This is a genomic window from Halosaccharopolyspora lacisalsi (assembly GCF_014137975.1).
GTDB lineage: Bacteria > Actinomycetota > Actinomycetes > Mycobacteriales > Pseudonocardiaceae > Halosaccharopolyspora > Halosaccharopolyspora lacisalsi.
The window spans coordinates 1,096,530-1,122,632 of the sequence record NZ_JACGWZ010000001.1; the positions used below are offsets into that span (position 1 = coordinate 1,096,530).

22 protein-coding genes are annotated in these 26,103 nt (G+C 69.6%); 7 read left to right on the top strand and 15 right to left on the bottom strand.

Annotation, left to right across the window (positions count from 1 at the left end; all coding sequences use genetic code 11):
• Window positions 1–162: 162 nt before the first annotated feature.
• Complete coding sequence (locus FHX42_RS05310; RefSeq protein ID WP_328795910.1) at window positions 163–3,297, top strand: glycosyl hydrolase 115 family protein; 3,135 nt, start codon at window positions 163–165, stop codon at window positions 3,295–3,297.
• Between the two features lie 92 nt (window positions 3,298–3,389).
• Window positions 3,390–4,436: an NAD(P)-dependent alcohol dehydrogenase gene (locus tag FHX42_RS05315; protein ID WP_182543001.1), complete on the top strand. Its 1,047-nt coding sequence runs from the start codon at window positions 3,390–3,392 to the stop codon at window positions 4,434–4,436.
• Window positions 4,437–4,566: 130 nt separating this feature from the next.
• Here the strand turns inward: FHX42_RS05315 and FHX42_RS05320 are convergent, their stop codons facing one another.
• From FHX42_RS05320 to FHX42_RS05330, 3 genes are all read right to left on the bottom strand, one after another.
• Window positions 4,567–4,974: a VOC family protein gene (locus tag FHX42_RS05320; RefSeq protein ID WP_182543002.1), complete on the bottom strand. Its 408-nt coding sequence runs from the start codon at window positions 4,972–4,974 to the stop codon at window positions 4,567–4,569.
• Window positions 4,971–5,846 (bottom strand): helix-turn-helix domain-containing protein, encoded by an 876-nt coding sequence (locus FHX42_RS27250; RefSeq protein ID WP_220479510.1) that lies wholly within the window; start codon window positions 5,844–5,846, stop codon window positions 4,971–4,973. Before FHX42_RS27250 ends, FHX42_RS05320 begins: the two co-directional genes overlap by 4 nt.
• A gap of 82 nt (window positions 5,847–5,928) precedes the next feature.
• Window positions 5,929–7,443, bottom strand: coding sequence for a flavin-containing monooxygenase (locus tag FHX42_RS05330; protein WP_182543003.1), 1,515 nt, complete (start codon window positions 7,441–7,443; stop codon window positions 5,929–5,931).
• Window positions 7,444–7,588: 145 nt separating this feature from the next.
• Between FHX42_RS05330 and FHX42_RS05335 the strand changes: the two genes are divergently transcribed.
• A complete protein-coding gene (locus tag FHX42_RS05335; protein WP_182543004.1) occupies window positions 7,589–8,230 on the top strand; it encodes a TetR/AcrR family transcriptional regulator in 642 nt (213 codons plus the stop codon).
• Window positions 8,227–9,018 (top strand): IclR family transcriptional regulator, encoded by a 792-nt coding sequence (locus FHX42_RS05340; protein WP_182543005.1) that lies wholly within the window; start codon window positions 8,227–8,229, stop codon window positions 9,016–9,018. Before FHX42_RS05335 ends, FHX42_RS05340 begins: the two co-directional genes overlap by 4 nt.
• 18 nt (window positions 9,019–9,036) lie before the next feature.
• On the opposite strand, the gene FHX42_RS05345 is transcribed toward FHX42_RS05340, so the two are convergent.
• The 8 genes from FHX42_RS05345 to FHX42_RS05375 all read right to left on the bottom strand — a co-directional run bounded on the left by FHX42_RS05345 (window position 9,037) and on the right by FHX42_RS05375 (window position 19,800).
• Window positions 9,037–10,158: a 5-methyltetrahydropteroyltriglutamate--homocysteine S-methyltransferase gene (locus tag FHX42_RS05345; RefSeq protein WP_182543006.1), complete on the bottom strand. Its 1,122-nt coding sequence runs from the start codon at window positions 10,156–10,158 to the stop codon at window positions 9,037–9,039.
• Window positions 10,159–10,381: 223 nt separating this feature from the next.
• Window positions 10,382–11,854, bottom strand: coding sequence for a family 43 glycosylhydrolase (locus tag FHX42_RS05350; RefSeq protein WP_235986894.1), 1,473 nt, complete (start codon window positions 11,852–11,854; stop codon window positions 10,382–10,384).
• A gap of 50 nt (window positions 11,855–11,904) precedes the next feature.
• Entirely contained in the window at window positions 11,905–12,894 is a 990-nt protein-coding gene (locus FHX42_RS05355; protein WP_182543008.1) for an arabinan endo-1,5-alpha-L-arabinosidase, read from the bottom strand.
• 128 nt (window positions 12,895–13,022) lie between these two features.
• Window positions 13,023–15,599 carry an alpha-L-arabinofuranosidase C-terminal domain-containing protein gene (locus FHX42_RS05360; RefSeq protein WP_235986895.1) on the bottom strand — a complete coding sequence of 859 codons (2,577 nt, stop codon included), beginning with the start codon at window positions 15,597–15,599 and terminating at the stop codon, window positions 13,023–13,025.
• 338 nt (window positions 15,600–15,937) lie between these two features.
• Window positions 15,938–16,303 carry a hypothetical protein gene (locus tag FHX42_RS05365; protein ID WP_182543009.1) on the bottom strand — a complete coding sequence of 122 codons (366 nt, stop codon included), beginning with the start codon at window positions 16,301–16,303 and terminating at the stop codon, window positions 15,938–15,940.
• Window positions 16,304–16,427: 124 nt separating this feature from the next.
• Entirely contained in the window at window positions 16,428–16,550 is a 123-nt protein-coding gene (locus FHX42_RS26965; protein ID WP_268898312.1) for a hypothetical protein, read from the bottom strand.
• Window positions 16,551–16,972: 422 nt separating this feature from the next.
• On the bottom strand, window positions 16,973–18,181 hold the full coding sequence (locus tag FHX42_RS05370) for a glycoside hydrolase family 88 protein (RefSeq protein WP_235986896.1): 1,209 nt from the start codon (window positions 18,179–18,181) through the stop codon (window positions 16,973–16,975).
• Entirely contained in the window at window positions 18,181–19,800 is a 1,620-nt protein-coding gene (locus FHX42_RS05375) for an L-lactate permease (RefSeq protein ID WP_328795911.1), read from the bottom strand. The genes FHX42_RS05370 and FHX42_RS05375 overlap by 1 nt, the downstream gene beginning before the upstream one ends.
• A 144-nt stretch (window positions 19,801–19,944) precedes the next feature.
• On the opposite strand from FHX42_RS05375, the gene kduI reads away from it, so the two are divergent.
• From kduI to FHX42_RS05390, 3 genes are read left to right on the top strand one after another with little or no spacing between them, the layout of a single operon-like run.
• Window positions 19,945–20,766: a 5-dehydro-4-deoxy-D-glucuronate isomerase gene (kduI, locus tag FHX42_RS05380; protein WP_182543011.1), complete on the top strand. Its 822-nt coding sequence runs from the start codon at window positions 19,945–19,947 to the stop codon at window positions 20,764–20,766.
• Window positions 20,767–20,794: 28 nt separating this feature from the next.
• Window positions 20,795–21,553 (top strand): glucose 1-dehydrogenase, encoded by a 759-nt coding sequence (locus FHX42_RS05385; protein ID WP_182543012.1) that lies wholly within the window; start codon window positions 20,795–20,797, stop codon window positions 21,551–21,553.
• On the top strand, window positions 21,550–22,311 hold the full coding sequence (locus FHX42_RS05390) for an IclR family transcriptional regulator (protein WP_182543013.1): 762 nt from the start codon (window positions 21,550–21,552) through the stop codon (window positions 22,309–22,311). The genes FHX42_RS05385 and FHX42_RS05390 overlap by 4 nt, the downstream gene beginning before the upstream one ends.
• 277 nt (window positions 22,312–22,588) lie before the next feature.
• Here FHX42_RS05390 and FHX42_RS05395 read toward each other — a convergent pair whose 3' ends face one another.
• The 4 genes from FHX42_RS05395 to FHX42_RS05410 all read right to left on the bottom strand — a co-directional run bounded on the left by FHX42_RS05395 (window position 22,589) and on the right by FHX42_RS05410 (window position 26,074).
• On the bottom strand, window positions 22,589–23,188 hold the full coding sequence (locus tag FHX42_RS05395; protein ID WP_182543014.1) for a methyltransferase domain-containing protein: 600 nt from the start codon (window positions 23,186–23,188) through the stop codon (window positions 22,589–22,591).
• Between the two features lie 182 nt (window positions 23,189–23,370).
• The gene (locus tag FHX42_RS05400) at window positions 23,371–23,595 is read right to left on the bottom strand and encodes a hypothetical protein (protein WP_182543015.1); all 225 of its coding nucleotides are present in this window, start codon (window positions 23,593–23,595) and stop codon (window positions 23,371–23,373) included.
• Between the two features lie 68 nt (window positions 23,596–23,663).
• Window positions 23,664–24,665, bottom strand: coding sequence for a tyrosine-type recombinase/integrase (locus tag FHX42_RS05405; RefSeq protein WP_328795912.1), 1,002 nt, complete (start codon window positions 24,663–24,665; stop codon window positions 23,664–23,666).
• 56 nt (window positions 24,666–24,721) lie between these two features.
• Window positions 24,722–26,074: a M20/M25/M40 family metallo-hydrolase gene (locus tag FHX42_RS05410; protein ID WP_182543016.1), complete on the bottom strand. Its 1,353-nt coding sequence runs from the start codon at window positions 26,072–26,074 to the stop codon at window positions 24,722–24,724.
• Window positions 26,075–26,103 lie beyond the last annotated feature (29 nt).

A 26,103-nucleotide genomic window follows, 5' to 3' on the forward strand; every position in this document is an offset into this window, starting at 1 on the left:
ATACCTTCGGTGTCTTGACATCGGGGGAACGACTTGCGACTCTCGTCACAATCCACTTGGTATATCCATTGAACTAATTGGACGCTTTTCGGTGGTGGCATCACGAGTCCCGGGTGCTCCCGGAGCGATCCCGCCGCACCGTGGACCGTGAGGAGACACGAGGTGTCAGAGCACTACGACCGACGCACGTTCCTGCGCGGCGCGAGCGTGGCGGCCGGTGCCACGATGTTGCCGCTCGCACCGGGAACCGGACATGCCACCGCCGGCGATCCCGATGCCTACATCACCGACGAGGCGGGGCCGGGACGCTTCCCCCTCGTGGCGGACGGGCAGGCCGCACCACTCGTCGTCAGCGGAAGCGATCACCCGGGTGTGGTGCGGGCGGTCGACGACCTGCGGGCCGATCTGGAGGCGGTCACGGGGGCCGACCCCACCGTCCTCACCGACCGATTGCCGCGGCGGGAGGAAGTCGTTCTCATCGGGACCGTCGGCACGAGTCCGCTCGTCGACGCGCTGGTGTCGGCGGGCAAACTCGACGTGGGCGGCGTCGCGGGGGAGTGGGAGACCGCTGTCGAGCAGATCGTGCAGAACCCGTTTCCCGGTGTCCGGCGCGCCTTCGTGGTCGCCGGGAGCGACCAGCGGGGGACCAGTTTCGGCATCTACGACGTGTCCCGGCAGGCCGGGGTCTCTCCCTGGTACTGGTGGGACGACGTCGCGCCCCGGGAGCACGAGGCGCTCTACGCCCTGCCCGGACGGCACACCCAGGGGCCGCCCGCGGTGAAGTACCGCGGGTTCTTCGTCAACGACGAGGCCCCGGCGCTCGCCCGTTGGGCGCCCGAGTACTTCGGCCCCGGTCACGCGCCGGGGCACCCGGGCGGATTCACCCACGAGTTCTACGCCAAGGTCTTCGAGACCATGCTGCGCCTCAAGGCCAACTACCTCTGGCCCGCGATGTGGGGCAAGGCCTTCGCCGAGGACGATCCGCGGAACTACGCCACCGCGAAGCACTACGGCATCGTGATGGGCACCGCCCACAACGAGCCGATGATGCGCGCCATCGACGAGTGGAACCGGCACGCGGTGCCCGCCGAGCGCGACAGCGACGGCACCGTCGTCGAACCCGGCCACGACCCGTACGGCGGGACGGGGGAGTGGAGCTTCCGGCGCAACCGCGCCGCGGTCGAGGCGTACATGGCCGAGGGGATCCGCCGGATGCACGAGCGGGGTTTCGAGGGAGTGGTGTCCCTGGGAATGCGGGGCAACGGCGACTTCGCGCTCGGCGACGACGCCTCCAAGGAGCTGATGCGCGAGATCCTCGACAGCCAGCGCCGGATCCTGCGCGCGGAAACCGACACGCCGCTGACGGAGATTCCGCAGGTGTGGACGCTCTACAAGGAAGTGCAGCGGTACTGGGACGAGGGCCTGCGTCCACCGGACGACGTGACGGTGCTCATCTCCGACGACAACTGGGGCAACATCCGCAAGCTGCCCGACCAGGACCTCCCCGAACGCGCCGGCGGCTACGGGTTGTACTACCACTACGACTACGTCGGCCGCGGTCGCAACTACAAGTGGGTCGACACCACCCCGCTGCCCAACGTCTGGGACCAGCTGCACCAGGCGTACAGCTACGGCGTGGACCGGCTGTGGGTGGTCAACGTGGGTGATTTCAAGGGCATGGAGCGGCCCCTGCAGTTCTTCCTCGACTACGCGTGGAACCCGTCGCGCTGGCCGGCCTCCCGGATCGAGGAGTGGGAGCGGTCCTTCGCGGAGCAGAACTTCGGGCCGCGCCGGGCGAATCCCGTCGCCGAGGTCCTGCACACCTACGCCGCGCTCCAGTCCCGGCGGAAACCGGAGCTGCTGAACCGGCGCATCACCGTCGACCCCGACAAGGACCTGGCCACGGACCCGGAGGCGGTGGTCTACGACGATGCGGCCAGCCCGTTCAGCCTGACCAACTACCGGGAGCTGGAACGGGTGACCGAGGAGTGGCGGAACCTGGCGGAGCGGAGCCGCCGCGTCGCCGACTCGTTACCCCCTTCCCGGCGCAGCGGGTACTACGAGCTCGTCGGGTACCGCGTGGAGGCGACCGCGAACCTGTACGAACTCCGCGAGGCCGAATTCACGAACATCCTGTACGCCGAGCAGGGCCGCACCGTCGCCAACGAGCTCGCCGCCACCGCCGAAGCCCGCTTCGCCGACGACCGGGCGATGTCGGACCACTACAACAGCACGCTCGCGGGCGGAAAGTGGCACGGTTTCCAGACGCAGCCGAAAATCGGTTACGGCGACGTGGAGCGCTACGGTCCGCAAGCCTCATGGCAGCAGCCGCAGCGCGACAACAAGGCCATCCCCGACGCCATCTTCCCCCCGGTGCGACGCCTCGAAACGCCCGCGGCCGCGGAGATGGGCGTGGCCATCGACGGGTCCGCGAAGTGGTGGCCCCGTGCCGCGGAGGATCCGGTGCTGCCCGCTTTCAGCCCGTTCCAGACGCAGCCGGCGCAGTACATCGAGGTCTTCAACCGCGGTACCGCCGCTTTCGACTACGGGATTCGGCCCTCCGTGCCGTGGGTGACCGTGACGCCGAGCCGCGGTCGCATCACCGAGCAGGTACGCGCCACCGTGCACGTCGACTGGAAGCGGGCGCCCGAGGGAACGACTCACGTGCCCATCGAGGTCACCGGATCCGACGGCCGCAGCGTCGAGGTGCGGGCCGTCGTGGAGAACCCGCGCCTGCCCCGGGGAAAGCGCGGAGGATTCATCGAGGCCAACGGGTGCGTTTCCGTCGAAGCCGAGCACTACACGCGCGCGGTCGACACCCGCTCGGTCTCCTGGAAGCGAATACCGGGGCTCGGCCGGAACGGATCGGGAATGGAACCCCTCCCGGTCACCGCACCGCGTCAGCGACCCGGCGGCAACGGCCCCCGGCTCGAATACGGCATGACCCTGTTCACCACCGGCCCCGTCGACGTCACGGCGTACCTGTCCCCGCGAAACGACGCCCTCACGACGCGGGGGCCGCGGTACGCGATCTCGATCGACGACGCGGAACCCGCGGTGGTGGACATCGTCACCGCCACGGGTGCCGACGCGACGGAGATGAACCGGCAGTGGCAGCGCAACACCTCCGACAACGTCAACCGCACCACCACGCGGCACTCGATCGCCGAACCGGGAGCCCACACCCTGAAGTTCTGGATGGTCGATCCGACCGTGGTGGTGCAGAAGATCGTCGTGGACACCGGTGGGGTCGAGTTCAGCTACCTCGGGCCCCCGGAGAGCCTGCGTCATGACTGATCACGCGGGCGTCCGCACCCACGACTTCGGCACCGCGCATCGATAAGCGCTTTTCCGGAAACACGTTTCGCCACGACGGGCAGGAGCCTCACATGACAGCAACCGCCGACACCGCCACCGGCACCATGCGTGCCGCGGTCCTGACCGGACCGTCGACTGTCGCGGTGCAGCACCGTCCCGTACCCGTACCCGCTCGGGACGAGGTGCTCGTCCGGGTCGGCTCCGTCGGGATCTGCGGTTCCGACGTGCACTACTACCGGCACGGTCGCATCGGCAGCATGATCGTCGACGGTCCGCTGGTGCTCGGTCACGAAGCCGGGGGACGCGTCGTCGACACCGGCGACGACGTCGACACGGCCCTGCTGGGACAGCGCGTCGCTCTCGAGCCCCAGCGGCCGTGCAGGCGGTGCCACCACTGCAAGGGCGGGCGCTACAACCTGTGCCCGGAGATGGAGTTCTTCGCGACACCGCCGATCGACGGCGCTTTCTGCGACTACGTCACCGTTCCCGCCGACTTCGCCCATCCGGTCCCCGACACCCTCTCCGACGAGGCCGTCGCGTTGCTGGAGCCGCTGTCCGTCGGGGTCTGGGCCTGCCACAAGGGCGACGTCGGGCCGGGATCACGGGTCTTCGTCACCGGAGCCGGTCCGATCGGGGCGGTGACGGTCCAGGCCGCACGTGCCGCCGGAGCCACCGAGATCATCGTGTCCGACCCGGTCGCCTCGCGCCGCGAACGCATGCTCGATTTCGGCGCGTCCCGGGTCGTCGACTCGGGCACGTTCGTGCCCGACGACCTCGACGCCGACGCGTTCATCGACTGCTCCGGAGCGACTCCCGCCGTGCTCGGCGGCATCCGGGCGGTGCGCGGCGGTGGGGCCGTCGTCCTCGTCGGTCTCGGAGCGGAGGAGATGCTGCTGCCGGTCCAGTACCTGCAGAACAAGGAGATCACCCTGACGGGGACCTTCCGCTACGTCGACACCTGGCCCGCGGCGATCAGCCTGGTCACGTCCGGTCGCATCGACCTGGATGGGATGGTCACCGCCCGGTATCCGCTGGAGCGGGCCGAGGACGCCCTCGCCGGTGGCGACGACCCCCGCGGGATGAAAGCCGTCGTCACCGTCAGCGAGGAAGGGGCCTGATCCCCGGGGGTGGAAATCCGGTTTCGCGCGAGACCGGGTAACCACCCGACGCGGGCGAACGGTTGCTTCGGTGGCCGTGACGACGGAAGTGCCGCGTCGCGACGGTCGGGTGGTCCGGTGGACCGAACGGTCAGACCGCGGGTTCCCCGCGGTAGTGGCCGAAGGACCAGAGGTTGCCCTCGGGGTCCGCGATGCAGAACTCGCGGTTCCCGTAGTGCTGGTCGGCGATCTCGCCGACGATCTTGGCGCCGGACCGCTTCACGCGGTCGTAGAGCGCGTCGACCTGGCTGGTGACCACGTACGTTCCCGCCGTGCCGGGTTCGCGCGACCACGTGCCGTGCGGCTTGTGGGAGCCGAGCATGATGCCTCCGCCCTCGGGCCAGTCGAGCTGGGCGTGAGCCACGCGATCCCCGTCGGCGTAGACGGCGGTCCTGACGAAGCCCAGCGTCTCGACCAGGAAGTCGATCAGGGTCGGTGCGTCCTCGGCCTGCAGCGTCGGCCAGACGGTGGGGGCTGGGATGTTCTCCGAAGCGCTCATGTGCCCCAGTCTTCGCCGTCGCGGTGCGCACCGGCTTGGATGTTTCGGCGTTCCTCGGCCAGCCATCGGGTCGGACTGGTGCCCACGTACTGCTGGAAGTCGTGGACCAGGTGGGCGTGGTCGGAGTACCCGCACGCGTGGGCCGTGGCCGCGATGTCGGGCGGCAGGCCCCGTCTGCTCGCCCGCGTCACGTGCTGGCGAGCGTGCTCGAAGCGCATCAGCCGGGAGGCCGCCTTGGGAGTCAGGCCGAGTTCGGAGTTGAACACCGTGGTCAACTGACGTGGACTCAACAGCACGTGCCGAGCCAGCTCCGACATGGACCCCGTTCCGCGGTGTCGGGCGATCCAGCTCCATGCCGCTGCTACTTCGGCGCGGGGCTGCGCGCGGGGTTGCGCGGCGACACGATCACGCAGGTAGCGGGCGAGCGCGGCGAATCGTTCGTCCCAGGTGGTCAGCTCGGCGAGCTGTTCGCGCAGCCTCGCGGCCGACGCCCCGAGCACGTCGACGCCCTCGGTGGTGAGATCCCTCAGCTCACCGGCGGGGACGCCGAGCAGAGCTCGGGCCGCCAGGGGCCGGACGGCCAGCTGGACGCCGGTCTGGACCGTCGGTTGCACGACGTAGGCGGGGCGGGTGTGCAAGCCACCGAGGACGACCCGGTTGCGGAACGCGTCGGGGCCGTTCGCGTGCTCGGGCGACAGCCCCGCCACGATCGGGTCGTCCAGGCTGAACACCACCGTCAGCGACGGGGACGGCAGTCCGCGGTGGATCACCGGTGCCGAGTCGACCGTCCGGTATCCCACCGCCGAGACGACAGCCTCCGGCAGCAGCCGCGCGGTGCTGACGAACTCGTCTCCCCGGTCGGAACCCGCCACGTTCGCAGTATGCTCCGGTGTCGCGAGAAGTCGCCAGCAGGACGCGGCGCGACGGCTGGACGCACCGGGTCGGGTGGAACGGTCAGCGACCGGCCGTCGCGGTGGCCGAGCCGGACTCGCGGCGGGACGCCCGCGAGCGACCGAAGCGCACGGAGCCGTCGGCGACCCGCCCCAGCCGGATGGTCAGCAGCTCGACCGGGTAGTTCTGCCGCAGGACCCACGGCCACTCGTGCCCCTGCTTCGGCAGGGATCCGGCCGCGCGCAGCACGTACCCGGACGAGAGGTCGAGGATCGGACGCAGCTTCGACGACGCGACACCGGTGGGGCCGGTCTCGGGCGTGCAGCTGGTGTAACCGCGCCGGTCCATGTGGTTGAGCAGCCGGCAGACGTACTGCGAGGTGAGGTCGGCACGCAGGGTCCACGAGGCGTTGGTGTAGCCCAGGCACCAGGCGAGGTTGGGGACCCCGTTGAACATCATGCCCTTGTAGGCCAGGGCCTCTCCCGGCTCGACCCGCTCGCCGTCCACGGTCAGCTCGATCCCGCCGAAGGCCGTCATCTCCAGCCCGGTCGCGGTCACGACGACGTCGGCCTCCAGCTCCTCGCCGGAGGTGGTCCGGACCCCGTCGGGGGTGAAGGAGCCGACCCCGTCGGTGACCACTCCGGCCCGTCCGCTGTTCATCGCCTCGAACAGGTCCGCGTCGGGAACCACGCACAACCGCTGGTCCCACGGGTTGTACCGGGGAGTGAAGTGCGGGTCGACCGGGACCGACTCGGGAAGCTTCTTGGCGACGCCGCCACGCAGGAGCCCGGCCATCATTCGTGGCCACCGTCGGCACAACTGGTAGTTGAGCGTGGCCAAGGCGATGCTCCTGCCGCGCAGGAGGAGGTGGGCGAGCCTGGCGGGCAACTTCGCGTGCAGCCGGTCGGCCAGCCGGTTCCGCGAGGGCAGCGACAGCATGTAGCCGGGGGAGCGCTGGAGCATCGTGACGTGGGCGGCCTGCTCGGCCATCGACGGGACGAGCGTCACGGCGGTGGCACCACTGCCGATCACCACGACGCGCTTGCCGCGGTAGTCGAGGTCGGTCGGCCACTGCTGAGGGTGCACGATCCGCCCGCGGAAGTCCGCGCTGCCGGGGAAGTCGACGGTGTGCCCGTGGTCGTAGCGGTAGTAACCACTGCACAGGTAGAGGAAGGAGCAGGTGTAGGTCTCCGTCCGGCGCTCCGCGCCGACCTCGACCCGCACCGTCCACAGGGACTCCTCCGAGGACCACGACGCGCCGACGACCCGGTGGTTGAAGCGGATCGCGCGGTCGATGCCGTTCTCGCGGGCGGTCTCGCGGATGTAGTCGAGGATCGAGGCGCCGTCGGAGATGGACGTGCCGTTGCGCCAGGGGCGGAACGGGTAGCCGAGGGTGTACATGTCCGAGTCGGAACGGACACCGGGGTAGCGGAAGAGGTCCCAGGTACCCCCGATCGCTTCGCGGGCTTCGAGCAGCGCGTAGCTCTTGTGCGGTGCCCGGGTCCGGAGGCGGTAGGCCGCACCGATGCCGGAGAGGCCCGCGCCGACGATGAGGACGTCCAGATGCCTGGTGGTCATGACTGCTACTCCGATGCGGGGACTTCTCGACGGCCCTTCCTGCCTGGCCACTGCTATTGTTCGAGCATTAACTCGTGTTTGACAACTCGCGTTCGTGCCTGCTCGACCGCGCCTTTGCTCGCGTTCGGCACGGAGAGGAGTGGGAATGTCCGTCGACGGTCCTCCCGGCGCCGGACCGGTGTTCGCACCCGGCCGGCGCCGCGTGCCCAAGCAGGCGCGCAGCCGTGAACTCGTGGACCGGATCCTGCTCGCCGCGGGCGAGCTGTTCGCCGAGCGCGGTTACGCCGAGACCAACACCAACCTCGTCGCCGAGCACGCCGGTGTCTCGGTGGGCTCGCTGTACCAGTTCTTCGCGAGCAAGGACGAGATCCTGGCGGCCCTCCAGGAGGAGTGGACCACTCGGCTCGGTGCCGCCCTCGACGAACGGCTGCGAGCCGGTATGACCACCGATCCCGCGGAGACGATCGGGCACGTGCTCGACGTCCACGCCGCGTACAACCGGGATCCCCCGGGGTTGCTGGGCTTCCTGCTGACCTCGTCGATGGCCACGCCGTCGACGGTGAACGTGGTCGAGACGATCAAGAAGCGCCTGGTCGAGACGCTCGAGGTGCTCGCGCCGACCATGGAGCCCGGACGGCGCGCCGTCGTGGCCTCGATGATCGTGCACATCAGCAACGGGCTCTACACGGTCGGCCGCGGCGCCGGGGCCACGGACACCGCCGTGCGAGCGGAGGTCGAGCAGGCCCTCCTCGCCTACATCCGCCCACTGCTGGACGACGGAGCATGACGAGCGAGGACGAGGCAGCGGGGGAATCCGCCCACCGCGGCTCGAACAGGTCGGTGACCGCCAAGGTCCTCGCGCTGCTGGAAGCCTTCACCCCCGAGATGCCGGAGCACACGCTCAGCGAACTCGCGCGGCGCGCCGAGGTATCCCTGCCCACCGCGCACCGGCGGGTCGCGGAGCTGCTCGAGTGGGGTGCGCTGGAGCGCGGCACCGACGGCCGCTACCGCATCGGCCTGCGGCTGTGGGAGCTGGCCTCGCTGGCGCCCCGTGGTCCGGGACTGCGCGCGGCGGCGATGCCGTTCCTCGAGGACCTCTACGAGGTCACCCGCGAGAACGTGCAGCTCGCCGTCCGCGAGGGCACGGAAGTCGTGTTCGTCGAGCGGCTCGCCGGCCGCCACGCGCTGCCCGTTCGCACGCGCGTCGGCGGCCGGTTCGCCATGCACGCGACCGGAGTCGGTCTGGTGCTGCTGGCCCACGCGCCCGTCGAGACCCAGGAGGTAATACTCGGCGGAGGCCTGGACCGATACTCGCCCAGGACCGTCACCGATCCGGTGGTGCTCCGGGAGAAGTTGGCCAGCATCCGCCGGCACGGCTTCGCCGTCAGCGACGGCCAGGTCACCGTGGACGCCGTTTCGGTCGCGGCACCGGTGCTGGCGCAGGACAACTCCGTGGTCGCCGCCGTGTCCCTGGTGGTTCCCGCCGACAGCGCTCAGCCGGGGATGCTGGCCCCGGCCGTCCGCTCGGCCGCTCGCGGGATCACGCGGGCACTGGCCCAGCAGCCTCCGGGGTGACCAGCGGCCTCCGGGGGATCAGCCCCAGATCTCCTCGGCGGTCTCGACGATCAGCTCCAGCTTCGCCCACTGCTGGTCCTGCGTCAGCGAGTTGCCCTCGGCGGTGGAGGAGAAGCCGCACTGGGGCGACAGGCTGAGCTGGTCGAGGGGGACGAACTTGGCGGCCTCGTCGACGCGGCGCTTGAGCTCGTCCTTGCTCTCCAGCTCCCCGCGCTTGGTGGTGACCAACCCGAGCACGACCTGCTTGCCCTCCGGCACGAACCGCAGGGGTTCGAAGCCGCCGGAGCGGGAGTCGTCGAACTCCATGAAGAAGCCGTCCACCGCCAGCTCGTTGAACAGCACCTCGGCCACGAACTCGTAACTGCCCTCGGCCGCCCAGGAGGACTGGAAGTTGCCTCGGCACATGTGCGTGGTGACGTGCAGTCCCTCGGGGCGGTCGGCCAGCGCCGCGTTGAGCTGCCGGATGTAGCGCTCGTGCTGGTGCTCGGCGTCGCCGCCACGGCTGGCGACCATCTCGCGCTGCCGGGGATCGTTGAGGTAGGCGAGGCTGGTGTCGTCGAGTTGCAGGTAGCGGCACCCCTCCTCGGCGATGCGGCGGACCTGCTCGGCGTAGGCCGCGCTGAGGTCGGCCCAGAACTGGTCCTCGTCCGGGTACACGGCCGGATCGATCGCCGCCCGGCCACCCCGGTAGTGCACCATGCTGGGCGAGGGGATGGTGAGCTTCGCGGTCGCGTCGGTGTTGTCCCGGAGGAAGCGGAAGTCCTCGGCGAAGATCGCCCTGTCGAGGCTGATCCTGTCGTTGACGCGCAGTGCGGCGGGGGAGAACTCCAGCGTGCCCTCGTCGTTGCGGAACTCCACGTGCATGTGCTCGTCGGACTGCGTCGTGATGCCGCCGAGCTGGTGGATGAAGTCCATGTGCCAGGAGTTGCGGCGGAACTCCCCGTCGGTGGCGCTGCGCAGACCGATGTCGGCCTGCCGCTGCACCGTCTCGCGGATCGCCTTGTCCTCGACGGCGTGCAGCTGTTCGGCACTGATCTGCCCGGCGTCGTACTGCTTGCGGGCTTCGAGCAGGTAGGGCGGCCGGAGCAGGCTGCCCACGTGGTCGGCGCGGAAGGGAGGTGTGGTGCGGGAGTCGGACATGCGTATGACCTCACAAACTCGACGGCGTCGGCAACTCGTGTTCGGTGACCCGACACGTCACGCCGCGCCCGCGCCGAAGCGGGCGTCGGCTGTGACGACTGTCGTCGGCCCGACCGCCCGTGGTCGAGCCTCCTTTCACTGAGTGAAACACTCTTCCGTGCAGGGCGGGCTCGACCAGGGGTGCCGACTGTGACGAGTTGGTTCGTCACCGTGTCCGGTTCGGTCAGCCGAGCAGGAAGGTGGCCCGTTCCCGGTCGGCTCGCCCGCGGGGACGTCCGGTGGTCAGCCTCCCGTCGTCGTGGACGACGTAGGTGTCGTCGGAGACCCGCAGGGAGACGCCGCGCCGGTCGGCCAGTCCCGGTGTTCGGACGAACCCGGTCGCGCGCCCGTAGTCGTCGCTGTCCTGGTACGGGGAGATCTCCAGGGAGCCTCCGCGCACGCGGACGTGGTGGTCGGGGAGGTCGACGGACTGCAGCGCCACGCGGTCCGGCCCGAGAAAGCCCGGAACGAACCGGAACTGCGTGTCGGCGAGCGGCCCCGCACCGCCGACGCGGAGGCGCTGCTCGTGGTGCCGCACGTACGCGTCGGGCGCGTCCAGCGGGGAGAACCGCAGCGCCGTTCCGCCGTCACCCACCGGTACGCCGAAGGCGGGCGTGCCGTCGTCGTTCCAGTGGAGCCGCTGCACCCGGGCGTGCCGGTTGGGATCGTACAGCGGGTTGCCCTCGATCTCCCGGTAGTCGCGGCAGTGGTAGACGAGGACGTCGGTTTCGCCGTCCTCGGCGACGGTGAACGTGTTGTGCCCCGGCCCGAACCGACCGGTGTTGTCGTTGGTGGTGAAAACCGGCTCGGGCGACTTGCTCCACGATTTCGGGTCGAGCAGGTCGGACCGCGCGTCGGCGGTCAGCAACCCCATGCAGTAGTTGGCGTCGGTGGCGCTGGCCGAGAACGTCATGAAGACCCGTCCGTTGCGGACGATCACCGCCGGGCCCTCGTTGACCGCGAACCCCCGCGTCTCCCACTCGCGCGTCGGCACGGCGATGCGCACCGGATCACCCCTGATCGCCAGGGGGGAACTCATCTCGGCGATGTAGAGGTTGCTGTTGGTGTCGATGCCCTGCTCACGTTGCGCCCACACGTAGTAGCGCTTGCCGCGGTGCTCGAAGGTGGTGGCGTCCAGGGAGAAGCTGTCCCAGCCGGTGGTGATCCGGCCGCGCAGCGACCAGGCGTCCTCGCGCGGGTCGGCGGCCGCTGACTCCAGCACGTACATGCGCATCCGGGTCTCGTCGTCGGAGTCGCCCGCGGCGAAGTAGATGTACCACCGGCCGTCGATGCGGTGCAGTTCCGGCGCCCAGATGTGGCCGCCCGTGCGGCCGGATTCGGGGCGTCGCCAGACGGTGCGCTCGCGGGTGTGGGCCAGGCCGTCGATCGTCGGGGCGCCGCGAACGACGAGGCGGTCGTACTCCGGTACGGAACCGGTCATGTAGTACATGCCGTTCACCGGAGGGGTGATGCACGGATCGGCTCGTTGCTCGACGAGCGGATCGCGCGTCGTGAGCTCGGTGGCTCCGGAGGGGTGGTGCGGGTCCGTGGCGGCGGTGGCGGATGCCGTGCCCGTCAGCGGTGCGGCGGTGGCGGCTCCGGCGGCGAGGAGGCCACCTCGGCGCAGCAGGCTGCGGCGGTCCAGTGAGGAATTCAAGATCTGCTCTTTTCGTGCTGGGGGGGGGAGGATTCCGGGGCGTCGAGGTGTCAGTACACGTACGGCCAGCCCTGCTCGTCCCATCCGAGGAGGTTCAGGCCGAGCCGCGGGGCTCCTCCCGCGTTGGCGTCGTAGTAGTGGTAGACGAGGAGGTCGCCGTCGGTGTCGCCGAGCACGCTCTGCCCGCCGGGGCCGATGACGTCGTCGTGCGTGGCGAGGATTTCGGTACCGCCGCCCGAGAGCATCGGCGTTCCGCTCCGGTCGACGTAGGGGCCGGTGGGGCTGCTGGAACGTCCGACCACGACCCGGTAGGTGCTGTCCGTGCCTTGGCAGCAGCGCCCGAAGGAGACGAACAGGTAGTAGTAGCCGCCGTGCTCGACGATGTAGGGGGCCTCGACGGCGTGCGAGGCGTCGTTCGGGCGCGAGGCCAGGTGGTGGAGCGTGCTGTCCTGCGGTGACCGTTTGCCCGTCGCCGGGTCGAGCCGGATCATTCTGATGCCGCTCCAGAACGAGCCGAAGGACAACCACCATCTCCCCTGTCGGTCGACGAGCAGGGCGGGGTCGATGGCGTTGTGGTCGTCCCCGGAATCGGAGCTGTGGACGATTCCCCGGTCGGTCCAGCTACCCGGGCGTCCCGTCGCGCTGGTGGCCAGACCGATGGCCGAGTGGTTGGAACCGTAACTGGACGCGGAGTAGTACATCCAGTAGCGCCCGTTGTGCTGGGAGACGTCGGGAGCCCACACGTCACCCGAGGAGTTGTATTCGTACACCCAGGAGGGAATGGTTCCCAGCGCCGATCCGGCGCGGGTGAATCCGGTGCGGTCCGGCGAGGTGCGGGCCTCTATGCGGTCGTGCGTGGAGTAGAGGGCGTACCCCTCGGACGTGCGGACCATCGAGGGATCGTGGGCGGCCACGTCACCCGTGACCTGCCCGGGGTTCGGGTAGTCGGCGGCGACGGCGGGTTGGGCGACGCCGAGCGTGACGCACACCGTGCTCAGCGCCACGGCGGTGTGCAGAAGTCCTCGGGGTAATCGGATCACGGCGTGTTCTCCTTGCTGGCGGATTCGCCACCGTCCGCGCCTCTTCGGAATCCCGGTGATTCCGAAGAGGAACGCCTTTCGAAAAAGGGGAACTCCGAAAAGGAGCCGGCGGTGGTTCTCGGTGGTCGCTACGCGGACTGGACCCTGATGCGCATGAACGTGATCGAGTGGGCGGGGAAGACGTGCGTGAAGGAGTTGCTCACGTCGGGCAGCGTCGACTGGCGCGGCCGGATCGGCTGTGCGTCGGCGGTGTTGACGGCGTCGGGGTCGCCCTGCAGGGTCGTCAGTCGCGCGACGGGGGAGACCCGCACCTGCCGACCGAGGTCGATGTTGCTGCGCGCCACCGCGTCCTGGGCGTTGACGACCTTGACGATGAGCTCACCGGTGTCGCGGTCGTGGGTGACCACCTGGCGGAACGGTTCGGCGATCTTGTCGTCGGTGAACTCGCCCCACTTCCGCCCGTCGAGGAAGAGGGCGACCCGCCGCCCGCGGATCTCGATGCGCAGGTCGTACTCGCGACCGGTCTCGATGCTGGTGTCGTCTCCGACGAGCGTCCGCCGGACACCGTCGGTGGCCTTTTCCACGACGGAGCGGGTGTTTCCCCAGCCGCCGAGGTTCCACCAGTAGTAGTTGTCGGCGTCGGTGACGCCGAAGGCGACGAGAAAGCCCTCGCTGCCCGAGCGCTTCGTGGCCCTGACGTGCAGGTCGTAGTCGCTCCACGCGGAGTCGCCCGCGATGACCAGGGTGTTCTCGGCGCTGGTGTCGTGCTGGACGTAGGCGCCGTTCGAGACGCTCCAGGAGCCGCGCTCGCCGGTTTTCCGCCACTGCGACGCCTCGCCGGAGAAGTCGTCGCCGAACAGGGCGCTCCCGTCCGCGGACGTGACCGCGACGTCGTCGTAGGCGACGCTGGTGGCCCAGGTGGACAGTCCGACCGATCCGGTGATCGGCGTGCTCGGCACGGGTGTCGACGAGGCGGTGCTGGGCACGACCTCGTCGCCGATGTTGTTCATGAACAGCTTCTGGGTCTCGTAGCTGGTCGAGCCCCACGAGGTCGCGTTGTCGAACCAGATCATGTCGGGTTCCCACTGCACGTAGTCCTCGTTGGCCAGCAGCGGTGCGTAGGAGGTGAGCCGGACGATGTCGGCGTTGCGCTCCAGTCCCGTCATGTAGGCGGCCTCGGCCAGCGAGTTGTAGAAGCGGTTGCCCTCCGATGCGTACTCGCCGAGGAAGACCTTCGGCCCCTTGCGGTCGTAGGAGTCGTAGCGGTCGTTGTTGGTCAGGAACCACTCGGGGTCGTTGTAGTAGTGCTCGTCGATCATGCCGACGTCGGCCGAGCGGCCGAGTTCCCAGGCGCGATCGAAGACCGGCCCGCTGTCGTCGGGGCCCGAGTTGCTGATCACGGTGACCTCGGGGTGCGCGGACTCGACGGCCCTCCTGAACTTCAGGAAGCGCTCGAAGTACTCGTCGACCAGGGGTTCCTCGTTGCCGATGCCGATGTGGGTGAGGCCGAACGGTTTCGGGTGACCCATCTCGGCCCGCTTGCGCCCCCACGGGGTGGTGGCCGAGCCGTTGGCGAACTCGATCAGGTCGAGGGTGTCCCGAACGTACTGCCGCAGGAGCTCCGGGTCCTCGGTGACGTGGTTCTGGCCGCATCCGGTGACCAGTGAGGGCACGACCGGCAGCGGCATCGCGCCGATGTCCTCGGCGAACTGGAAGTACTCGTAGTAGCCGAGCCCGTAGGACTGGTTGTAGCCCCAGAAGTTGGCGTTGGTCGCCCGCCGCTCGACAGGACCGATGGTGTCCTTCCACTGGTACGAGCGCGCCCGCGGCCAGTCCGGTGCCCGGTACGGGTACATGCTGCCGGTGTTGACGATGCAGCCGCCGGGGAAGCGCAGGAAGGACGGCCGCAGCGCCGCGATCTTCTCGGCCAGGTCCCGGCGCATCCCGTTCGGCCGGTTCATGAAGGTGTCGCGGGGAAACAGCGAGACCATGTCCAGGCGGACCGTTCCGGCACCTCCGGCGGCCACGGTGAGTCTTCCCGTGGTGCTGGAGGCGCGGGCCACGAAGGTTCCGGTGTACTTGCTCCAGCGGTCCCCGCGGAGTTCGACGCGCAGCGGCTTGGCCGCCAGCGACGCTCCGGACTCGTCCGTCGGGGACACCGTCAGCGTGGTGCCCCGGGCCTGATCGGTGCGCGCCCAGACCGAGAAGTCGTACTTCTTCCCCGATTCCAGGAACATGCCGGAGTTGTAGCCGGAGTTGACGACTCCGTAGGTCCCCGCGGCGTCACCGCTGCCGTCGAGACTCAGTCGCAGGTAGTGACGGTTGTGCTCGTTGAGTCTTTCGGCGTCGTCGACGACCTCGGCCGTGCCACTCGCCCCACCGGTCGACACGGTGCTCCACGCGGTCAGCGGGGTGTATCCGGAGTTGTCGACGGAGGAGTACTCGAACGAGCGGTTCTGGACGAGCTCCGCGTAGAGGCCGCCGTCGGCAGCGCGGTTGATGTCCTCGTAGAAGATCCCGTACATCGTGTCGCTGATCGTCGGCCCCCGGCGGGTGGGGTCGATCTTCAGCGAGTACTCGTGCGCGCCGTTCGCGACCGCGCCGTCCGCGGCTGTCGCGGTCGAGGTTCCCAACGGCGCCAGCGCCGACGTCATGCCGAACACGGAGGCGAGGCGCAGGACGTCGCGCCGAGAAAAATCGTCCATGGCGGTACAGACCTCTTTCGACGGTGCTCATCGGTGTCCGAAGCGCCCGAACGAGGAGTCGTTCGCCGAACGCGGGCCCGTCCGCTTCGGAAGCCCGCCGCGTGCTCGTCACCGAGCTCACCTCGCCCGGCTGTGCGTTCGGTATTTCGGACGTTGTTCGGGTGTGCTTGGTATTCTCCCGATGCTCCGCCGTGTCGCAGCCCCCAAACGGGCTAACTTTCGACATTCGTGTCCGTTTTCCGCCCGGCCGTGGTAGTACCGACCGCCCGGCCGCGCCTCCTCGCGGGACCGGCTCCCGCCCGCGCCGTCGGGCGGTCGGTGGTCATCGCTGTTGCCGGTCATCCCTGTTGCCGGGGAGCGATCCGGAAGTCGGCGACCCGGATCGGCGAGGGAGTCGTGCCCGAGGAGCGCTGCTGGTACATGACCGAGAAGGTGCCGTAGGTGGTGATCCGCACGGAGTCGACGAGGACCTCGCCGAAGGCGCCGAGCTCACGGGCGTCGAAACGCGGGGTCCAGTCGGTCCACCCGCTGGCCCGGGACGCGGTGAGGATGCGTCCGCGCGGCATGACGACGTGAGCGTTGTCGTGGCGGTCGAAGACCAGCCGGGAGCGGCCGAAGGCGTTCAGCGGTACCGGCAGCCGGGTCCCGTGCCAGCGACCGGCGGAGTCCCGGTACTGGTGGTACCGATTTTGTAGCTGCTTCACCTGCGAAAACAATGGCGCGTGGTGCGTGGGTCAGCACCAAGTCGGCACGGTCGATCCTGGTCAGCACCGACCGGCCGCAACGCATCCTGCGTGCGTCTGTCGCATTCGCTCGGAAGCGTCCCCGTTACGCCCGGACGCGTGTTTCGTCGAGAAGTTCTTCGCTGCGCAGAGCCTCGCCGTGGTCGATCTCCATGCGGTTGGCGATCGCGCACGGACAGATCAGGATGCCGGCGAGTTCTTCGTCCACGGTCCGCGAACCCGCGCTCGATCTCCGTGCTGGAGACGTGGTGTCGGAGATCGGAGGGCGTCGCACCGTTCGACGGTGGTTCCCCCGGCCCTCCTGGCGTGATGAGTGGATGACGCGCTCTATCCGGCCCGCTGCCACTGCACCCTCGCGGCGCGGACTCGAACCCCGAAGGGCTGCAGCGAGGCCGACCGAGCCTCTGCGGAGGTGTGCGGAGCGTTGGACCCTCCCAAGGAGAGCGTCCCCGACGTCGTAGCGCGTGCTGCGATGGACTGACGCCGGCCAGGCCTGGTAAGGCCCTGCACGAGGGAGTGGGCGACGGCCTCGCCGGGTCGTCACGACCACGTGTGGACCCCCACTCCGCTCTCGCGGCGAAGTGGGGGTTTTGCGCTTGGGGAGGTGCTGAGGCTTTCGCAGGTACACGCCTACGCCGTGGCCAGGTAGCGGCGGGCTGCCTCGGGATGCACGTGCCGGAGCAGCGCCTCGGCGTAGTAGTAGTCGCCGTAGGGCAGCGACACCTCGACGCCCCGCTCCTCGGGGCGGTTGCTCGTCCCCCTGCCGAGCGCTCCTTCGGCCCGCTCGGAGCCCGCGGTCGAGCAGGTCGCCTCCAGCGCCGTCAGGATCTCCACCGCCGTGTCGCGATACCTCGCCTCGCCGCTCACCGCCGCCAGGTCCAGCAGGCCACAGGCGGCCACAGCTCCGGCCGAGGAGTCCTTGACGTCGTGCGGGGCGTACGGCGAGCGGTAGTCCCACACCGGGACCCGATCCGCGGTCAGGTTCCGCACGAGGTGATCGGCCACCCGTGCGGCCACGTCGAGGAACCTCCGCTCGCCGGTACGGCGGAAGACGGTGGTGAATCCGTGGACCGCCCACGACTGTCCCCGCGACCAGCAGGACGTGGCGCTGTACCCCTGGGCCGTACGCTGCCGGATCGGTCGTCCGCTGGCCGGGTCGAACTCGAAGACGTGGCATGTCGATCCGTCCTCGCGGACGAGGTGGCGTGCCGTGGTGTCGGCGTGCGCCGTGGCGATATCGGCGTACCGCCGCCGTCCGGTCCGCTCCGCGGCGAACAGCAGCAGATCGAGGTTCATCATCGTGTCGACGATCACCCAGCCCGCCCGGTGGGGATCGTCGAGCGCGCCCCAGGCCCGCAGGAACCGGCCGCGCTCGTTGTAGCGCTCGGTCAGCGTCTCCGCCGCCGTCAGCGCGCCGTCCGACCAGCCCCGGTCACCCGTGACGCGCCACGCCGTGACCCAGGACGGCGAGAACAGGAAACCGAGATCGTGCGTGGAGGTGTCGGTCCTGCGCGCCTCCAGGCCGGCGGCTGAGCGCCGCGCACGGCGCCCCAGTTCGGCGTTTCCGGTGTGCAGCTGTGCGATCCACAGCTGTCCGGGCCAGAAACCACCGACCCAGCCTCCGTCGTCGTTGTAGACCCACTTCTCGAACTCGGTCCGCTCCGGATACCCGGTGACCTCGGGAGCCAGGGCACGGATCCGCTCGACGCTGAAGTCCAGCGCCGCCGCGAAATCGGCGGGCCGCGCCGAGGCCGTTCGCGGTAGGGCCACGGTCGCCGCCCCCGAGGAGGCGGCGGCGAGCAGGGATCGGCGAGTGACCATTTCGCTCCTCTCGATCATCACGGCACCATCCAGCCCAGGGCCGGGGTGGACTGCAGGAACACCAGGACGCACACGGCCAGCAGCAACAGCAGGCTCCAGCCGAAGATGCGGCGGAACAGCACGCCCTCCTGGCCGACCAGGCCGACCGCTGCGGTACCGACGGCCAGGTTCTGCGGTGAGATCATCTTGGCCATCACGCCGCCGGAGGAGTTCGCCGCGCCCAGCAGGACGGGATCGGCGCCGATCTGGGTGGCTGTCGTGGTCTGCAACTTGCCGAACAGCGCGTTCGCGCCCGCGTCGGTGCCGGTGATCGTGACGCCGAACCAGCCGACGATCGGCGACAGGAACGCGAAGAACGACCCGGTGGTGGCCAGCCACGCTCCCAGCGTGGAGATCTGCCCGGACAGGTTCATGACGTAGGACAGCGCGAACACCGCCAGGATCGCCAGGATCGCCCAGCCGAACTGACGCACGGTCCGGCCCCACACCAGCGCCGCGTCGCCGGGGGCGACGCGCAGGAACGGAAGGGACAGCAGCCCGGAGAGCAACAGCAGGGTTCCGGTCGCGGATCCGATGGCGAACTCGTAGTCGGTGCTGACCTCCGCACCCGTGGTCGAGACGACGTCCAGACCCGGCCAGGCGAAAGTGGTGCCGACGGCCTCCAGCGGAGCTCGGAGCGCGTCGAACTGCACCAGCGAGAAGACCAGGATGATGATCGTGTACGGGGCGAAGGCGCGCAGGACCTCCGAGCGGGAGTCCCGGGTGGGATCGGGTTCCTCGACCGCACCGCCGCCACCGGCGATCGCCGCCGCGGTCACGGGCTCACCCGCGGGGCTCCATATCCGGAGCAGCAGCAACAACGCGGCTGCCGAGGCGACCGCGGCGACGATGTCGGCGAGCTGATAGGCCAGGATCGACGTCACGAACTGTGCCACCGCGAACGTCACACCACCGACGAGGGCACCCGGCCAGGCCTGGCGCAGCCCACGCTTGCCGTCGGCCACGTACAGCAGCACGAACGGGACCGCGATCGCCAGCAGCGAGACCTGCCGCCCGGCCATCGCTCCGAACTCCCCGGCGGGAAGACCGGTGACCTCGCCGAGCACCGTGATCGGGTTGCCCATGCCCCCGAAGGCCACCGGCGCGGTGTTGGCGATCAGCGCCAGCGTCGCCGCCTTCAACGGCCGCACGCCCAGCGCGATGAGCATCACCGAGCAGATCGCGACCGGACCGCCGCCTCCCGCCAGCGCTTCCAGCAGCGCACCGAAGGAGAAAGCGATGACGATCGCCTGTATTCGAATGTCCTCCCCGACGGAGGAGAACGCCCGCCGCAGCACCGAGAAGTGGCCACTATGGACGGTCAGGTTGTAGATCCAGATGGCGTTGAAGGTCAGCCACAGGATGAGCAGCACGCTCTGCGCCGCGCCGTAGAGCCCCGCGTTGATCGCCATGAGCGGCGGCATCCCGTACACGCCGACGGCGATCAACAACGAGACCCCGAAAGTCGCGACACCGGCCCAGTGCGCTTTCCACCGGAACAGTCCCAGCAGTCCCAGCAGGACGAGCAGGGGGGACAGGGCCAATAGGGCCGATAGCAGTAATGATCCGGTCGGATCCGATTCCTGGTGGTAGGGCACGACGACCTCCGAATCCCCCGAATGGCGGTTGTTCCGAAAAACAGAACGATGTTCCATATTCCGTGACAAACATCGTGGCGCGGTTCACAACGAAGCGCTATAGACCGCATGGACGAATCCCGACTCCGCCGAAGGGACAGCGACATGGACGTCAGGCACCCCACGCACCCCACCCAGATCCCGACCTGCGACACCGAGGCGATCCGCGGGCACTACCTCGTCGAGGACCTCTTCGTGCCGGGAGAGATCCGCACGGTCTACTCCCACCAGGACCGCATCGTCCTCGGCGGTGCCGTGCCGGAACCGGGATCCCCACTGGAACTGACCGCCGAACCACCCCTGCGCAGCGAGTACTTCTGCGAGCACCGGGAACTCGGGGTGCTCGCGCTCGGCGGGGGGACGGTGACCGTCGACGGCGACACCCACGAGCTCGAGCACCGCGACTGCCTCTACATCGGCCGCGGCGCGACCTCGGTGTCGTTCGCCGGTGACGAAGGCGCCCGGTTCTACCTGGCCTCCGCGCAGGCCCACACCGCGTACCCGACCCGCGTGGCCCGCCACGCGGACACGACCCCGGCCAAGCTCGGCGACCCCGCGACCGCCAACGTGCGCGAACTCCGCAAGTACGTCCACCCCGACGGAATCCGTTCCTGCGAGCTCGTCATGGGCGTCACCGAACTCGCCGAGGGCAGCATCTGGAACACCATGCCCTGCCACACCCACGACCGGCGCACCGAGTGCTACCTCTACTTCGACCTCCCGGCCGAGCACCGCGTGATCCACCTGCTCGGCCGACCCCGCGAAACCCGCCACATGGTCGTGAGCAACGAACAGGCCGTGATCTCGCCGAGCTGGTCGATCCACAGCGGAGCGGGCACCCACAGCTACGGTTTCGTGTGGGCGATGGCCGGGGAGAACCAGTCGTTCGGCGACATGGACCACGTCGCGATCGACGACCTGCGCTGACCACCGCTGACCACGAGGCATCATCGAGATGAGTACCGAACTGTTTTCCCTGCGCGGACGGACCGCCCTGGTGACGGGTGCGCGCACCGGCATCGGACGGGCCGTCGCGCTCGGCCTGGCCACCGCCGGCGCCGACCTGGTCCTGCTCGGACACAACGACGACCTCGACGAGGTCACCGCCGAAGCCCGCGCCCTCGGCAGCACGGTGCGGCAGGTCGTCGCCGACCTCACCGACACCGAACGCGCGCGTGAACTGCTGGAACCCGTCGTCGCCGAGCACGAGATCGACGTGCTGGTCAACAACGCCGGAACCATTCACCGCGAACCCGCCGCCGACGTCGACTACGCCGACTGGCGCCGAGTGCTCGGGATCAACACCGACTCGGTGTTCGCCCTCAGCCAGCTCGTGGGGTCGGGGATGGTCGACCGCGGCCACGGCAGGATCATCAACATCGCGTCGTTGCTGTCGTTCCAGGGCGGCGTGGGCGTCCCCGCCTACGCCGCCTCCAAGCACGCCGTGGCGGGCCTGACCAAGTCGCTGGCCAACGAGTGGGGGCCGCACGGCGTGCGGGTCAACGCGATCGCTCCCGGTTACATCGCCACCGACAACACCAGCGCCCTGCGCGCCGACCCCACTCGTGAAGCCGAGATCAGGTCGCGCATTCCCGCCGGCCACTGGGGCGCTCCCGACGACCTCGCCGGAGCCGCGGTGTTCCTCGCCTCGGACGCCGCGAACTACGTCAACGGCCACGTCCTCGTCGTCGACGGTGGTTGGATGAGCAGGTGAACAACGACGATTCCGAGGGGCCCGGGGCGGCGCGAAAGACGCTGCGCGTCCTCGAGGCCCTCACCGAGCACAGCCGCGTCAGCGACCTGGCGAACGCCACCGGACTGCCCAAGTCCACGGTGCACAGACTGCTGCGGGTGCTCGTCGAGATGGGCTTCGTCGGCACCGACGAAGCCGGGGAGTACCGGATCGGAAGCCGAGCGGTCCGGCTGGCGAACCGTGTGATCGACCGCTTCGACCCCACCGCGCAGGCCGAACCCGCGCTCTCCCGACTGCTGCACGAAACCGGCTGCACGGTGCACTTCGCGCTGAATTCCGGCGGCGAGCTGTTCTACACCCGCAAGAAGGAACCGGACAAGCCGTACCGGATGAGCTCCCGGGTCGGGATGCGGCTGCCGTGGCACAGCAGCGCCATCGGCAAGGCCGCGCTCGCGGCGATGCCACCGGGCGAGCTCGAAGGACTGCTGGACACGCTGGCGTTGGAAGCCAGAACGCCGTACTCGCTGACCACGCGCGAAAAGCTCGTGGCACGGATCGAGGACGCGCGCCACACCGGCTACGCCCTCGACGACGGCGAGAACGAGGACGGCGTCCGGTGCGTGGGAGCAGCGGTGCGGGACCACACCGGGGCGGTGATCGGCGGGATCAGCATCTCCACGCTGACCCTCGAACACAGCATGGACGATCTCATCGCCCTGGCCCCCACCGTGATGAGTGCCGCCAACGCGGTTTCCACCACGCTCGGCCACCTGGCGTGACCGGCGCCGGGGCAGGCGGTTCCGGGGTCCGTCTTCACCGGGGCGGCGGCCCCAGGGCGGGCTCCTCGGTGAGGTGGGTGGTGAGGTCGAGGCGCCCGGTCGCGGGGACCTGGCGGGAGTTCGTCGAGGACGACGTCGTGGCGGAGTCCCTCGACTCCGCCGGCGGCGGTTTCGATTCAGGACACGTCGATGCCCTCATCGAGGAGCTCGCCACGGGCTGGAACCTGCACGAATCCCTTCACCGAAGGCGAGCTCCCCGGTGGCCGCGGGGCGTCACTCAAACCCGCCGTGCGAGCAACTCGACCGCGGGGCTGTTGAAGTGACGCTGCCGAACGGCCAGTTCGACCTCGACGAACCCGGCCGCCACCGCGTCGGTGCGAAGTTGCTCCGGCCGGACGCTGAGGACGTGCCGGTGCACGGTGACCACGAGCCGTCCGCCCGGCTTGAGTACCCGGTGGACCTCGGCGAACCCCGCCGGCCGGTCCCAGAGCATGACGTTGTTGACCGAAAGGGCGACGTCCATCGAGGCGTCCGAGCAGTGGGTGCGCTCCGCGCCGCCTGCCCGCAGCTCGACGTGGTCGGCAACGCCCCGGGACGAGCAGCGGTCAGCAGCCATAACGCGCATGGCCTGCGAGGGATCCACACCGATCACGCACCCGTCGGGCGGGCGCACCGCGGTCGCGGCCAGGACGACGCCGACGCCGGGGCCGTGTCCGACGATCAGCACCTGGTTGTCGGGCCGCAGTTCGGCCTGCCGCACCGCCCGACGTTCCTGTTCCGCGTTTTCGCGCGCCATGATTTCGCCGCCCACCCGGCCGACCACTCCGCGCGGATGTCCGAAAGCCATGTCGAGCACCCGCATGAACCTCGCCGCCACGGGGCCAGCTCAGCACGCGAGCCGGCAGCCCGCATCAGGGACGACCCCGATACCCGCGCCGGATCGCGGTGTCCCGCACCCCCGACCGCTACGATGCACCAAGGACGGAGTCAGTGTGTCGTGGCACCTCCACGGTCCTCTCCCCGGAGTGCCCGGAGCGAAATCGATATGCGTCGAGTCCGTCACCTGCCAGCCAGCAATCGCGCGGGAAAAGCGCGTACGCATCGCGCCGTGCCCGATTCGACGGATTCGTCGCGGTCTTCGCTCGTGTAGTAGGTCGAGACCGAAAAATCGACGCCCCGGCACAGGGTCGCCACGCCGAACTGCTCGCGGTGGGCGTCCGCGGCCGAGTCCGACTCCGGCACGCTCTCCCCGGAGGAGCGGGTGCCCTCGTCGTCCTTGCGCACCCGGTTTGCGCGAGCTCCCCGGGATCCGTCCTCCTCACAACCCACCACCTCCGCCCCGGGGAGCCCACCTACTCCCCGGGAGCCAGCTCGCCCAACACCTGGTGGGTCCGGTTGGCACGGACGGACAGCCGCTGCTCCCTGGCGGTGACGTCGATGTAGGTCTGACTGGAGTTGATCGACGCGTGACCGAGCAACTTGGCGATCTCGGCGGCGCTGGCTCCGTCCTCGGCCAGCCGGGTGGCGAAGGTGTGCCGGAGCGCGTGCACCATCGCGCCGCGGTGCACGCGGTCGGAGATTCCCGCCGCCCGCAGCGACTGACGCACCAGGTACTGCAAACCACCCCGGCGCAGCGGCTGGCCACGGTGATCGACGAACAGGGCCTCGTCACCGGGGAGGCGTTCACCGAAGCGCTGCTGCCGGCTCCGCAGGTAGGACCGGATCACCTCGTCGAGCGCGTCCTCGATCGGTATGGACCGGCTGGTGCCCCCCTTGCCCCGGACGTGCAACCGCCGTTCACCGGGCCGCCCCGCCAACGAGGACACGGTCAACGACAACAGCTCGGCGGAGCGAAGACCGGTGCAAAGCAGTGTCGACAACACGGCCAGATCCCGCTCCGGCCAGGGATCGCGCGCCCGGCGCGCGCCCTGGGACACCAGGCGCAGCAACCGCTCGGGGGTGTCCTCGCCCTGCAAGGGCTTCGGAGAGGCCTCCGGCACGCGCGGTTTGGGCACGACCGCCATGGGGTTGCCGGACACCGCCCCCTCCACGACGAGGAAGCGGAAGAAACCGTTCCACGTCGACCACGAGCGGGTGACCGACGACGCCGCGCGCACGGCCGCGTGTCGCGCGAACGCCGAACGCAGCCGCGTCGCCGTCACCGACTCCATCGCCAGCTCGTCCCGGGACGTCCCGGTGAGCTCCGCGAGCTCACCGCCCACGGCCTCCAGATCACGCCGATAGGCGCGCAGCGAGTTGGCGGCGAGCTTCCTCGCCTGGAGGTGCTCCAGGTAGGTCTCCGTCCAGTGCGTCACCGAACGGGTGTCCGTCTCGTCCTCGATCGATCGCGACACCGTGTCACCTCCCACCCGGTGATCATCCCAGGTTCGGGAGACACGGGCACCCCGCCTCAGCTGGCGCGCAGGAAGCGATCCAGCACCCTGGTGCCGAATCGCAGCGCGTCCACCGGGACCCGCTCGTCGACACCGTGGAACAGGGCGCTGAAGTCCAGGTCGGCGGGCAGCTTCAACGGAGCGAACCCGTAGCAGTTCATCCCGAGACGGCTGAACGACTTCGCGTCCGTGCCCCCGGACATCATGTACGGCAACGTCCTGGCGGCGGGGTCCTCGGTGCGCAGCGACTCGGCCATCAGGTCCACGATGCGACCCTCGAACTTCGTCTCCACCGGGGGCAGGCCGACCCACTCGCGCTCCACGTCCGGACCGAGGACCTCGGCGAGCTCCCGGTCGAAGGCCTCCTCCCGCCCCGGGAGGATCCGGCAGTCCACGGAGGCCTCGGCCACCGACGGGATCACGTTGGTCTTGTAGCCGGCGTTGAACATCGTCGGATTGGCGGTGTCGCGCAGCGTCGCGCCGACGATGCGCGAGAGGTTGCCGAGCTTGGCCACCGAACCGTCGAGATCGTCGGCGGGGAAGTCCCAGCCGGTCAGCTCGGTGACCCCGTCGAGGAACTCGCGGACCGAGGCGGTCGGCATCAGCGGGAACTGGTGCTCGCCGAGCCGGGCCACCGCTGCGGCGAGCTTGGTCACGGCGTTGTCGTCGTGGACCATCGAACCGTGGCCCGCGCGGGCCCGCACCCGCAGCTTCAGCCACCGGATACCCTTTTCCGCGGTCTGCACGAGGTAGGCCCGGACGTCGTCCTCGAACGTGACCGAGTACCCGCCGACCTCGCTGATCGCCTCGGTGCAGCCCTCGAACAGCTCGGGATGCCGATCGACCAGCCACTGGGCGCCCTGCAGGCCACCGGCCTCCTCGTCGGCCAGGAACGCGAAGACGATGTCGCGGGGCGGAACGATGCCCTCGCGCCGGAAACGGCGGGCCACCGCCAGGCTCATGCCCAGCATGTCCTTCATGTCCACCGCTCCGCGTCCCCACACGTAGCCGTCCTGCACGACGCCGGAGAACGGGTGCACGGACCACTCGGAGGGATCCGCCGGGACGACGTCGAGGTGGCCGTGAACGAGGAGCCCCCCACGCTGGCTGTCGGCCCCGGGCAGGCGAGCGATCACGTTGCCGCGGCCGGGCGTGTCGCCGGACTCCACGTAGGTGACCTCGTAGCCGGCCTCGCTCAGTTTGCCCGCCACGTATTCGGCCGCATGGCGCTCACCCGTCAAGGTCGCGGGATCGCCCGTGTTCGTCGTGTCCATCCGGATCAGCTCGCTGGTGAAGTCGACGGCCTCGTCCTGGGCGCGCTGCAGTCCGGGGTCGGAGGTTGTGCTGGATGCTTCGAAGTGCTCGCTCACCTGGCTTTTCTATCACCTCGCAGGCTGAG

Bases quoted from the DNA above. Each gene is read 5' to 3' on its own strand.
- kduI (WP_182543011.1), top strand. From the start codon at position 19,945: ATGGACGTCAGGCACCCCACGCACCCCACCCAGATCCCGACCTGCGAC.
- FHX42_RS05360 (WP_235986895.1), bottom strand. From the start codon at position 15,599: ATGGACGATTTTTCTCGGCGCGACGTCCTGCGCCTCGCCTCCGTGTTC.
- FHX42_RS05340 (WP_182543005.1), top strand. From the start codon at position 8,227: ATGACGAGCGAGGACGAGGCAGCGGGGGAATCCGCCCACCGCGGCTCG.
- FHX42_RS05320 (WP_182543002.1), bottom strand. From the start codon at position 4,974: ATGAGCGCTTCGGAGAACATCCCAGCCCCCACCGTCTGGCCGACGCTG.
- FHX42_RS05330 (WP_182543003.1), bottom strand. From the start codon at position 7,443: ATGACCACCAGGCATCTGGACGTCCTCATCGTCGGCGCGGGCCTCTCC.
- FHX42_RS05315 (WP_182543001.1), top strand. From the start codon at position 3,390: ATGACAGCAACCGCCGACACCGCCACCGGCACCATGCGTGCCGCGGTC.
- FHX42_RS05370 (WP_235986896.1), bottom strand. From the start codon at position 18,181: ATGATCGAGAGGAGCGAAATGGTCACTCGCCGATCCCTGCTCGCCGCC.
- FHX42_RS05335 (WP_182543004.1), top strand. From the start codon at position 7,589: ATGTCCGTCGACGGTCCTCCCGGCGCCGGACCGGTGTTCGCACCCGGC.
- FHX42_RS05345 (WP_182543006.1), bottom strand. From the start codon at position 10,158: ATGTCCGACTCCCGCACCACACCTCCCTTCCGCGCCGACCACGTGGGC.
- FHX42_RS05385 (WP_182543012.1), top strand. From the start codon at position 20,795: ATGAGTACCGAACTGTTTTCCCTGCGCGGACGGACCGCCCTGGTGACG.